The sequence below is a fragment of the Ensifer sp. Root558 genome (assembly GCF_001427045.1).
Lineage (GTDB): Bacteria > Pseudomonadota > Alphaproteobacteria > Rhizobiales > Rhizobiaceae > Ensifer > Ensifer adhaerens.
The window spans coordinates 1-10,591 of record NZ_LMGC01000030.1 but is presented as its reverse complement, the minus strand read 5'-3'; the positions used below and the strand labels follow the sequence as shown (position 1 = coordinate 10,591).

Annotated in this window: 10 protein-coding genes, 1 tRNA gene and 1 pseudogene; 5 read left to right on the top strand and 7 right to left on the bottom strand. The window is 61.9% G+C overall.

The window, feature by feature from the left end; genetic code table 11:
* Positions 1–249: 249 nt before the first annotated feature.
* Entirely contained in the window at positions 250–1,206 is a 957-nt protein-coding gene (locus ASD63_RS23960; protein WP_177235797.1) for a phosphoribosylaminoimidazolesuccinocarboxamide synthase, read from the top strand.
* A 32-nt stretch (positions 1,207–1,238) separates the two neighbouring features.
* On the opposite strand, the gene ASD63_RS23955 is transcribed toward ASD63_RS23960, so the two are convergent.
* Genes ASD63_RS23955 through metG form a run of 3 tightly spaced genes read right to left on the bottom strand, consistent with a single transcriptional unit; the run spans position 1,239 to position 4,419 of the window.
* Complete coding sequence (locus tag ASD63_RS23955) at positions 1,239–2,072, bottom strand: MBL fold metallo-hydrolase (protein WP_034803481.1); 834 nt, start codon at positions 2,070–2,072, stop codon at positions 1,239–1,241.
* A 1-nt stretch (position 2,073) separates the two neighbouring features.
* Positions 2,074–2,853: a TatD family hydrolase gene (locus tag ASD63_RS23950; RefSeq protein ID WP_034803483.1), complete on the bottom strand. Its 780-nt coding sequence runs from the start codon at positions 2,851–2,853 to the stop codon at positions 2,074–2,076.
* 12 nt (positions 2,854–2,865) lie between these two features.
* A complete protein-coding gene (gene metG, locus ASD63_RS23945) occupies positions 2,866–4,419 on the bottom strand; it encodes a methionine--tRNA ligase (protein ID WP_060529919.1) in 1,554 nt (517 codons plus the stop codon).
* A gap of 176 nt (positions 4,420–4,595) precedes the next feature.
* Between metG and ASD63_RS23940 the strand changes: the two genes are divergently transcribed.
* Positions 4,596–4,901 (top strand): hypothetical protein, encoded by a 306-nt coding sequence (locus ASD63_RS23940; RefSeq protein WP_060529918.1) that lies wholly within the window; start codon positions 4,596–4,598, stop codon positions 4,899–4,901.
* Here ASD63_RS23940 and ASD63_RS23935 read toward each other — a convergent pair.
* The 4 genes from ASD63_RS23935 to ASD63_RS23920 all read right to left on the bottom strand — a co-directional run bounded on the left by ASD63_RS23935 (position 4,896) and on the right by ASD63_RS23920 (position 8,964).
* Positions 4,896–5,924, bottom strand: a complete 1,029-nt coding sequence (locus tag ASD63_RS23935; RefSeq protein ID WP_034803488.1) for a DNA polymerase III subunit delta' — start codon at positions 5,922–5,924, stop codon at positions 4,896–4,898. The genes ASD63_RS23940 and ASD63_RS23935 overlap by 6 nt on opposite strands.
* Positions 5,921–6,604, bottom strand: coding sequence for a dTMP kinase (gene tmk, locus ASD63_RS23930; RefSeq protein WP_234852547.1), 684 nt, complete (start codon positions 6,602–6,604; stop codon positions 5,921–5,923). The genes ASD63_RS23935 and tmk overlap by 4 nt, the downstream gene beginning before the upstream one ends.
* A gap of 101 nt (positions 6,605–6,705) precedes the next feature.
* Positions 6,706–7,866, bottom strand: a complete 1,161-nt coding sequence (locus tag ASD63_RS23925) for a D-alanyl-D-alanine carboxypeptidase family protein (RefSeq protein WP_034803492.1) — start codon at positions 7,864–7,866, stop codon at positions 6,706–6,708.
* Between the two features lie 63 nt (positions 7,867–7,929).
* Positions 7,930–8,964, bottom strand: coding sequence for a septal ring lytic transglycosylase RlpA family protein (locus ASD63_RS23920; RefSeq protein WP_034803494.1), 1,035 nt, complete (start codon positions 8,962–8,964; stop codon positions 7,930–7,932).
* Positions 8,965–9,275: 311 nt separating this feature from the next.
* Between ASD63_RS23920 and ASD63_RS23915 the strand changes: the two genes are divergently transcribed.
* From ASD63_RS23915 to ASD63_RS23905, 3 genes and pseudogenes are all read left to right on the top strand, one after another.
* Positions 9,276–9,365 (top strand) — tRNA-Ser (locus ASD63_RS23915).
* 98 nt (positions 9,366–9,463) lie between these two features.
* Entirely contained in the window at positions 9,464–10,129 is a 666-nt protein-coding gene (locus ASD63_RS23910) for a CBS domain-containing protein (RefSeq protein ID WP_034803496.1), read from the top strand.
* Between the two features lie 202 nt (positions 10,130–10,331).
* Positions 10,332–10,591: pseudogene (locus tag ASD63_RS23905) on the top strand (phosphoketolase); the annotation flags it as partial.

Sequence of the window (10,591 nt, the reverse complement as noted above, 5' to 3'; positions counted from 1 at the left end):
TCGCAATCAATCCCATCCGCAATCTCCCAGGTCATCAAAACCCGGGGAGAGTGACATTCCAACTTTGCAGGATCAGGACACTTTAACTTTGCGGCTACATGCAAAGATCACATAAGATAGATTATGGAACTAATGTATATGCCGGAAAGCATGGATTGCGGCTGAACGTTGCCTTGGCGAGCTTGACCCGGCCTTTCCAGCCTGCTTAGCGTTCCCGAACCAAACACCTCATTTTCAAGGCCAGATGTGATGAGCGAATTGCGCGTTCTTTCAGATGCTTTCATTCCGGAACTGCCAAACCGCTACAAAGGCAAAGTTCGCGAAAACTACGACCTGCCCGATGGCCACCGCATCATCATCGCGACGGACCGCCTCAGCGCCTTCGACGTCATCCTGACGTCGATCCCGAACAAGGGTCACGTGCTGACGCAGACGGCGCGCTACTGGTTCGAGGAAACCGCCGACATCTGCCCGAACCATGTGGTCAGCTATCCGGACCCCAATGTCGTCATCGGCAAGCGGCTCGACATCCTGCCGGTCGAGGTCGTCGTGCGCGGTTATCTCGCCGGAACGACCAGCACCTCGATCCTGACGAAATACCGCAACGGCGAGCGCGAGATGTACGGCATCACCCTGCCGGACGGAATGCGCGACAATGAGAAGCTTCCCCAGGCAATTATCACGCCCACCAGCAAGGCTTTCGACGGCGGCCATGACGAGCCGCTTTCGGTCGAAGCGATCCTCGAGCAAGGACTGCTGACGAAGGAACAGCTCGATACCGTCTGGCAATATGCGCTTGCGCTGTTTGCCCGCGGTCAAGAGCGCGCCGCCGAACGCGGCCTGATCCTCGTCGACACCAAATACGAGTTTGGAACCGACGAAAACGGCACGATCATTCTCGCCGACGAGATCCACACACCCGACAGCAGCCGCTACTGGATCGCCGACAGCTACCAGGAAAGCTTCGAGCGCGGCGAACGTCCCAGGAGTTTCGACAAGGATTTCGTCCGTGCCTGGGTCACTGCGCGCTGCGATCCCTACAAGGATCCGATCCCGGAAATTCCACTTGATCTCATCGAGCAGACCTCGGCAGTCTATATCGAAGCCTTCGAAAAGATCACCGGCCAGCGCTTCGTTCCGGATCTGTCGGGTGCGACGGTTCTGGATCGCATTCGCGCCAACCTGACGGCATATTTCTCGAAATAAATCAGTATATTAGAGATTTATTCTAATCTGATTTAGGCGCCGAGCGTAGGATCATCGACATCGAATTCGAGCCGCATCAGGTCGTATGCCGGTTCGATATGATCAGGCGTCTCGCCTTGCACCGTGTCGTAATCCAGCGGCACGTGCATGTGTGTCAGCACCGCCCGCTTCGGCTTGAGGCGCTCGATCCAGCCGAGCGATTGCACCAGCGACAGATGGCTCGGGTGGAACTTGTACTGCAGCGTATCGATCACCAGCAGATCGAGGTCGCCGAGCTTGGCAATGGTCTCGGCCGGAAAATCGCTGACATCGCTGCAATAGGCAAAGTCGCCGATGCGGAAGCCCAGAGAATGAATATTGCCGTGAAACTGCATCAGCGGCCGGAACGCGATCGGCCCGCCGGCGCCTGATATCACCACCGGCGACAGATCATCGGCAATGATGTGCGGCTCGACGATCGGTGGATAGCCGCTGCCTGGCGGTGATTCCAGGCAATAACCAAACCCCTCGCGAATACGGCCCATCGTATAGGCATCGGCCCAGATCGGCACCCGTCTGCGGTTTTCGATGACGTAACCGCGCAAGTCGTCGATCCCGTGCAGATGGTCGGCATGGGAATGGGTATAGATCACCGCATCGATGTGGCGCACGTCCGTTGCGACCATCTGCGCACGAAAATCCGGCCCGGTGTCGATGACGACGGTCGTCTTGCCGCCGTCGGGCGCGATTTGCTCGACGAGCAAGGCCGCGCGCATGCGCCGGTTTTTCGGATTGTCAGGATTGCAGGCGCCCCAGTCCCCGGTAATGCGCGGCACGCCTGGTGACGAGCCGCAGCCGAGGATGGTGAAAGTGCGCCGGAACGCCACGTCAGAGCCTCGGCATCTTGGAGAAGACGCGGAAGGCATTCTCCGTGGTGATCCTTGCAATCTCCTCAGTGGTCACGCCGATCGTCTCGGCAAGCACGGCTGCCGTATGGGCAACGTAAGCCGGCTCGTTGCGCTTGCCGCGGAACGGCTTCGGCGCGAGGTACGGCGCGTCGGTTTCGACGATCATCCGGTCATGCGGCACGGTCTTGGCGATTTCACGCAGCTCTTCGGATTTCGGGAAAGTCAGGATGCCCGAAAAGGACACGTAGCCGCCGAGCTCCACGCCGACACGGGCGAGCTCCGGACCGGAAGAGAAGCAGTGCAGAAGGAAAGGGAAGGCCCCCTTCCCGGTTTCCTCGGTCAGGATCGCCGCCATGTCCTCATCGGCCGAGCGGCTGTGAATGACGAGCGGCAGGCCGGTCTCGCGGGCAGCCGCAATGTGACGACGCAGGCCCTCGACCTGGGCCTCGCGCGGCGCATTGTCATAGAAGTAATCAAGACCCGCCTCGCCGATCGCCACCACCTTCGGATGGGCCGAAAGCCGCACGAGATCCTCGGTGGTGATATCAAGCTCCTCGTCGGCGTTGTGCGGATGGGTGCCGACGGAACAGAAGACGTTCGGATAGGCCTCGGCGATCGCAAGGATCGTCTCGAACCGCTTCACGCGGGTCGAGATCGTGATCATCTGCCCGACACCGGCCTCGCGCGCCCGCGCGACGATTGCGTCGCGCTCCGCTTCGAAATCGGGGAAGTCCAGATGGCAATGGGTATCGATCAGCATGCTCAAGATGCCTTACTGCGCTTCGGGTGCCACATAGCGCGGGAAGACCGGCTTCGGCGCCTCGAGCGGCGTGCCCGAGGCGAGACGTCCGGCCTCGCCGAGCGCTGCGAAGTCGCGCTTGTCGGCGGGTGCAGCCACCAGGTCGAGCAGCTTCGCCGAGGATTCCGGCATGAACGGCTGAAGCAGGATTGCGATCTGGCGCACGACTTCGGCCGTCACGTAAAGCACTGTGCCCATGCGCGCTGGATCGGACTTTTTCAGCGCCCAGGGCTCCTGGCCGGCGAAGTAGCGGTCGGTCTCGGAGACGACGGCGATGATCGCCGCCAGCGCCCGGTGGATCATCTGCTTACCCATCTCGTCGCGCGTGATCTCGTGCAGCGCGTCGGCGGCGGCCAGCATCGCTTTGTCTTCGTCGGTCAGGGGGCCGCACACGGGCACCTGGCCGTCGCAGTTCTTGACGATCATCGACAGCGAGCGGCTCGCCAGGTTGCCGATGCCGTTGGCAAGGTCGGAATTGATGCGGGTCGCGATCCCTTCCTCGCTATAGCTGCCGTCCTGGCCGAACGACACCTCGCGCAGGAAGAAATAGCGGATCTGGTCGAGACCGAAATGCTCGACGAGGTTGAACGGGTCGACGACGTTGCCGAGCGACTTCGACATCTTCTCGCCCTTGTTGAGCAGGAAGCCGTGCGCGAAGACGCGCTTGGGCAGCGGCAGGCCGGCCGACATCAGGAACGCCGGCCAATAGACCGCGTGGAAGCGGATAATGTCCTTGCCGATCACATGGATGTTCGCTGGCCAGAACTTGGCGCGCGGGCCCTTGGGATCGTCGAGATAACCGGTCGCGGTGATGTAGTTCGTCAGCGCGTCGACCCAGACATACATGACATGCGCCGGATCGTTCGGCACCTTGATGCCCCAGTCGAAGGTGGTGCGCGAAACCGAGAGGTCCTTGAGGCCGGACTTCACGAAGGAGATCACTTCGTTGCGGCGCTCGGCCGGGCCGATGAAATCCGGATTCTCTTCGTAGTGCTTCAGCAGCTTGTCCTGGTATTCGGACAGCTTGAAGAAGTAGCTCTGCTCCTCGACCCACTCGACCGGCGTCCCCTGCGGGCCGTAGCGCACGCCGTCGGCGCGCAGCTCGGTCTCGTTCTCCTGATAATAGGCTTCGTCGCGCACCGAATACCAGCCGGCGTAGGAGTCCTTGTAGAGGTCGCCCGCCTCGCCCATGCGGATCCAGATGTCCTGCGACGCCTGATGGTGGCGCTGCTCGGTCGTGCGGATGAAATCGTCGTTGGACGCGTTCAGGGCCACGGCCATCTTCTGGAATTCGGCCGAATTGCGGTCGGCAAGTTCCTGCGGCGTCACGCCTTCCTTGCGCGCCGTCTGCTGCATCTTCTGCCCGTGCTCGTCCGTGCCGGTCAGGAAGAAAACCTCACGTCCGTCGAGGCGCTGGTAGCGCGCCATGGCATCCGTCGCGATCAGTTCATAGGCATGGCCGATGTGCGGCTTGCCGTTCGGGTAGGAAATCGCTGTCGTGATGTAGAAGGGGGACGTGTCTCTCATAGGCGGATTCGATCTATCTCGGATTAAGCTACGCACGCTCTTAGCGCATACGCTGTTAGGAAGAAACATGCGATCCATGAAAAGCCCGGCCGAAGCGGCCGCCGCCACCGCCCTCCTCCTTGCGCGCCCCGCGTGCAAGATTTAGAACAAACAGGAAACAAATGAAGGGGTGAGTCGTGCTGGATCAACTTGGCAGCCAATTTGAAACCGCGTCGGCCGGCTATGCCGCCGCGCACGGGATCGAGCGCGACCCCGACTGGTTCATTTTGAAGATGCAGGAGGAAATGGGGGAACTGACCCAGGCCTGGAACAAGCTGAGCGGTCGCGGGCGGTCCCAGGGGAAATCGCCGGACGACCTCCGGGCACAGATGGCCGACGAGACCGCAGACCTTCTTGGGCACGTCCTGCTCTTCGCGCAACACCACAAGCTGGACCTCCAGGCGGCGATCGAGCGAAAATGGCGTTTTCAGCCGTCGCTATAGCGCCGCTTTCATATCGTCGAGCAGCGACAGAATGGTCTGCTTTCGGTCGAGATTATAGGCATCGCTGACCGTCAGTCGCTCGGTCACGGAGGCTGACAGTCGGGCGAAGCGTTCGGCGCGCATGATATCGCCCGAAACGGCCGCCTCCCGCGCCTCGCGCATGATGCGATCGCTGGCAAGGGCCTGGAAGAAATCGAAGATCGTTTCGCTGTCCTTGCCGGCGAGGGCATCGGCGAGCTTGTGCATGTTTTTCCGGACAGACGGTCCCTGCCCTGCAAGGATGCCCTCGAAGGTTGCCGCGATTTCCAGTCCGCCATAGTTGATCAGCTTCAGCGCCTCGGCGACGCTGCCGCTGGCGGCTGCGATGATGCGCCCGGCATTCTCGCCCTCGAGATCGAAACCGAGATGGGCCAATGCCTGGCCGAGCGGTGCTGCGTCGAGCGGCTTCAGTCGCAGCGGCAGGCAGCGCGAGCGGATCGTCGGCAGCAGTTTTCCGGGTGCATGCGTCAGCACCAGGAACAGCGAGCGGCGCGGCGGTTCCTCGAGGATCTTCAGGATGGCGTTGGCCGCATTGCGATTGAGATCGTCGGCCGGATCGATGATGACGATGCGCCAATTGCCCGTGCCGGAGGTCTGGCTGAAGAACTTGCCCGCGCGCCGGACCTCGTCGACGGTGATCGCCCCCTTCGCCCTTCCCGTCTTTTCATCGATCGGGCGGGCCAGGTGCAGGAGATTGTGTGAGGCGCCGGAGGCAAGCTGCCTGCCGATCGCAGAGGTCGGGTCCGGGTCGGCAAGCGTTTCAGGCGCATCGGCCGGTTCAGGATTTTTTAGGATGTGATGGGCAAAGCGGAAGGCAAGCGTCGCCTTGCCGATCCCTTCCGGCCCTTCGATCAGGATCGCGTGGTGCCCCTTGCCGGAGCGATAGCTCTGCGCCAGGAAGGCTTCCGCCTGCTCATGGCCGAACAGGCGATTGTTCTCAGCGGGCGCAATGGCGCCATCAAGGACCCCGGCTCTTTCGCTCATGACACGGCTTCCTCGGCGGACGTGTCCGTGCCGTCGCCATGCGGCAGAAGTGCTTCGACAAGCGAAAGCACCTCGGCGGCGATGGCCTCAACCGGCTGCGTCGCATCCACCACCCGGCACCGCTCGGAATCGCGTCTGGCAATGTCGAGAAAGGCGTCGCGCCGCTTCTCGTGGGTCTCTAGCTGTTCCTTTTCGAAACGATCGGGATTGTCGTCGCCGGCGCGGCGTTGCGCCCGCTCGAGGCCGACGCTGGCGGGCAGGTCGAAGATCACGGTGCGGTCCGGCACGACACCGTCGATTGCTACCCGCTCCAGGCTTTCGACGAAGCTTTGTTCGAGATTGCCGGTGATGCCCTGGTAGACGCGCGAAGAATCCATGAAGCGGTCGCAAAGCACGATAATGCCCTTGTCGAGCGATGGCCGGATGACCTCCTCGACATGGTCGCTGCGGGCTGCGGCAAAGAGAATCGCCTCCATCCGCACTCCGAAGGATTCCGCAGCCCCCGAAAGCAGCACGTGACGCACCGCCTCGGCGCCGGGAGAACCACCCGGCTCGCGCGTCGTCAGTACCTCGTAGCCGCGGGCGCGCAGGGAATCGGCTAGCAGGCGGAGCTGCGTCGACTTGCCGGCACCTTCCCCGCCTTCGAATGTTACGAATAGACCTTTTTTCAGCGACACCATGCTTTCCCGTATCGGCATGCGATTTGGCCCTGTTTAGCCGATTGGTCCTCCGGGCGAAACCGTCAGGTGACGATTTGGAGAGGCATTCCAGTGAGCGCGGCTCAGAGCCAGAAGAAAAGCAGTTCCTGCAGGGCGTCGACCGCGCGGCTCGTCAGGGTTCCCTGCCCCACCGCGCCGGCCGTCTTGACCGGGACCTCGCGCAACAGTTTCTCGCCGTTCCACAGCTTGACGACGCCGACTTCCGTGCCGGCCGTCACCGGCGCCCGCAAGGGCCACTTGTAGACGATGCGCGCCGTCAGCCGCTCGGGATTGTTGACCGGCAGCAGCACGTCGACCGGACCACCGGCCACCAACGCGACGTGAGACGCGTCGCCGCCATAGACGGCCGCCTCGCCGATCGATTCTCCGTCGGCGAAGATCCGCTTCTTCTCGAAGGCGGTCATCGCCCAGTCGAGAACCTTGCGGCTCTCCTCGATGCGTTCCTTGTCGGTTTCAAGGCCGCCCATCGCGAGATAAACGCGGCGGTCACCGCGTTGCAGCGACGCGGCGAGCGAAAAGCCGAAACCTTCGGCAAAGCCCGTTGCCAGGCCGTCCACGCCGATATTGGCGGAGATCAGCGGGTTCTTGTTGCGTTGGAGGATCTTGTTCCATTCGAATTCCGGCTGCGAATAGAGCCGGTAGAGATCGGGATGCGCTTCGTGCAGGTGGCGGACGAGCGTCACCAGTTCGCTCATTGTGATCTTGTTGCCGGGATCGGGCAGCCCGGTCGCGTTGCGGAAGGTCGCGACCGGCATGCCGAGTTCGCGCGCGCGCGCCGTCATGCGCTCGGCAAATGCACCTTCGCTGCCGGTCATGCCCTCGGCGAGAATGATGCAGGCGTCGTTGGCCAGCTGAACGGCCACGCCCTGCAGGAGATCGGCGACCCGGATGCGCGACTTCAGAGCGGCAAACATCGTCGAGGTGCCGGCCGGCGCGCCGCCGGTCCGCCACGCATGCTCCGATACGTCGTAGAGGGTTTCGGGCGAGACTTCGCCCTTGCCGAGCGCCTCGGCGACGACCTCCATGGTCATCAGCTTGGCAAGCGAGGCTGGCGGGATCGGGTCGTTTTCGGCACGCGAGAAAAGCACCGTGCCGGTTTCTGCATCGACCAGCAGGATCTGCTTTGCCTTGGTGTCGAAGGCGGGTGCCGGCGTTTGCGCGAATGCGGCGCCGGCAAACAACGCAAGGCCAAGGAAAGCGGCCGAAAGCATCTTCATGCGCATGGGAAACTCCGGTTTCCCCTCGGGCATAGCAGCGTGGTCATTTTGGCACAACGCCGAGAACTGTTAACGGGCCGAACCGTTCGTTTTCTGGCGCTTGGCGTAGTCGACGATGACTTGCGGCGTTAGCTGCTTCTTGTCGACCATGATCGCTTCGAAGGGCGATTCGGCGTCGCTGACGCGAACTTCGTAATAGGCAGCCGCATAGGCCATGTTGCCGTCGGGCATCGGAATGTACTCCGGCCGCTCGCGCGGGATCGGGCCGATTTCCGGCAGCATGACGAATTCGTTGAACGACGCCGGCTGCTGGGCAAACTGCGGCACGGGCGCGGCCATCGCGGTGACCGGTTCGCTGACGTCGAGCGACGCCTTGGCCGGCACGGTGATGGTGCCGAGGCTTTGCTTGCGGAACGGTTCGTTCGAGGCAACCATCACGCCGGTTGCAATCTGCCCTTCGGGCATGATGCTCGGGCCGCGCTGGCCCTTCTCGACATAGGACGCCATGAGGTAAGGCATGTCGTTACCTTCGAGCGGTGCGCGGCCGACATATTGCACCTTCACCTGTGCGCTGCCCTTGCGCTTGATGTCGAGCAGGTCTGCCGTTTTCGAGGAAACGTCGATGATGCGGCCGTATTCGTAGGGGCCGCGATCGTTGACGCGCACGATGACCGAGGTGCCGTTTTCCATGTTGGTGACGCGGGCGTAGCTCGGCAGCGGAAACGTCGGATGGGCGGCCGACAGATGCGCCTTGTCGTAGACTTCGCCGTTGGCGGTCAGGCGTCCGTGGAAGGCGGAGCCGTACCAGGATGCCATACCCGTCTTGTTATAGCCGAAGTCTTCCTTGGGCTGGTACCACTTGCCCTTGACCTGATAGGCCTTGCCGACCTGAAAGCGTCCGCCGCCCTTCGGGATTTTGTTGCCGGTGGCAACGCGCGGGCTCGCCTTTACGCCATAGACGGATTCAGGAAAGTACTCCTTGCTCCGCGCAGTTTTCTTGACATTCGACGTGGAGCCGCAGGCGGCAAGCGTTACGCACAGTGCCGGGATCGCCGCAAGGCGCAGTCCCTTGACCAGATATGCCGCATTTTTATTGGAGGTCATCTGTCCCACAACATCGATCGATAAAGCCGTACTCGAAACCTGCCGCTTACCCCCAGCGGAAATCTCGACGTCCCGAAACGGAACAGGTGTGTATTCATGACATCATCAAGGCAAAAATGCGAACTCATCCACAGGCCGGCTCCGCATTTCGTGAGTTATGGTTTACGGCTGGTTAACGTGATCGGGCCCGGCGCCTGCTCTTCAAAGCGGTCGAGAAAATCTTGCAGCGACGCATGTTAATTCTTGCAAAGCGCCAAGGCTTCGCGCAATAACGCCGTGCCCGGCACGCAGTCGCGCGGTGCTTCAGGCAAGGACAGGTGGCCGAGTGGTTTAAGGCTCTGGTCTTGAAAACCAGCGTACGGGAAACCGTACCGTGGGTTCGAATCCCACCCTGTCCGCCATTTCCCTTTTCTCCACCCATTAGTTGTCGAACCGACGAGATGGGACTACCTTACGAAGCGAAATGACGGTGCCAAGTCCTTTGGGGAGCGGGATCGACATGCGCGTTAAAGATGTAATGACGACGTCGGTCGTCAAGCTGTCCCCTGACAACAGCGTCAGGCAGGCAGCCCGGATCATGCTCGACAATCATGTCAGTGGCCTTCCCGTGGTCGACGGTGATGGAGCCCTGGTGGGCGTCATCAGCGAAGGCGACCTCATTCGCCGGAGCGAGCTTGGCGGCGGCATTCCGGTCGCCGACCCGGCCGGGGCCGCGGACGAGCGGGCGAGCGCCTATGTGCGCCGATCCTCCTGGAGGGTCGGTGATGCCATGACGGCCAATCCCGTGACCATCGATGAGGATGCCTCGGTCGCGCGCGTCGCGTCTCTGATGCGGGAGCGCGGCATCAAGCGTGTACCGGTGCTTAGAAACGGCCTTGTTGTCGGTATCGTCAGTCGCGCCGATCTGCTGCAGGCGATCTTGTCCGCAAAGCAAGACGAGACGGCGGCCGGCGACGAAGCCATCCGGCGCAGTATCCTGGTGCGCATCGGCGAAAATACCGGTCTTGAAGGCCTGGACATAAAGGTCGCCGTGACCGACGGCATCGTGCACCTCTGGGGCAACGTGGATACCGCCGATTGCCGTAAGGCGGCCCGCATCCTCGCTGAGAACGTGCGCGGCGTTCGCGGCGTGGTCGAGCACTACGCCGAGCCCTATCCGCAATAAGATATGCGTCGAGACCGCCGCGGCATGTGTCCGCGGCGCTGCAAGCGTATTCCTGCTGCTGTCGTTCCAACTTCAAGCGTTCCACCATCCTGCCCGCCGAAAAAACAGCAACGACCGTAGCGAATTCGAGAGACTGCGATGGCTTGCGCGACGGCAAGCTGGAGGGAATTTCAGCATAGGTCCTTTTGACCGGGAGGCTCAGATGGTTTCGCCTGAAACAGCATCGATGAAAGAGACGGCATCCGGAAAATCAGCAGCACCGTTGTCGGCCGACGAACTCCGCCTGATGGACGCCTATTGGCGCGCTTCGAACTATCTGTCGGTCGGGCAGATCTATCTGCTCGACAATCCGCTTCTGCGCGAACCGCTGAAGCGCGAGCACATCAAGCCGCGCCTGCTCGGCCATTGGGGCACGTCGCCGGGCCTCAACATGCTCTACGTGCATCTCAATCGCGTCATCAA

Bases quoted from the DNA above. Each gene is read 5' to 3' on its own strand.
- ASD63_RS23960 (WP_177235797.1), top strand. From the start codon at position 250: ATGAGCGAATTGCGCGTTCTTTCAGATGCTTTCATTCCGGAACTGCCA.
- ASD63_RS23950 (WP_034803483.1), bottom strand. From the start codon at position 2,853: ATGCTGATCGATACCCATTGCCATCTGGACTTCCCCGATTTCGAAGCG.
- metG (WP_060529919.1), bottom strand. From the start codon at position 4,419: ATGAGAGACACGTCCCCCTTCTACATCACGACAGCGATTTCCTACCCG.
- ASD63_RS23935 (WP_034803488.1), bottom strand. From the start codon at position 5,924: ATGAGCGAAAGAGCCGGGGTCCTTGATGGCGCCATTGCGCCCGCTGAG.
- tmk (WP_234852547.1), bottom strand. From the start codon at position 6,604: ATGGTGTCGCTGAAAAAAGGTCTATTCGTAACATTCGAAGGCGGGGAA.
- ASD63_RS23925 (WP_034803492.1), bottom strand. From the start codon at position 7,866: ATGCGCATGAAGATGCTTTCGGCCGCTTTCCTTGGCCTTGCGTTGTTT.
- ASD63_RS23920 (WP_034803494.1), bottom strand. From the start codon at position 8,964: ATGACCTCCAATAAAAATGCGGCATATCTGGTCAAGGGACTGCGCCTT.
- ASD63_RS23910 (WP_034803496.1), top strand. From the start codon at position 9,464: ATGCGCGTTAAAGATGTAATGACGACGTCGGTCGTCAAGCTGTCCCCT.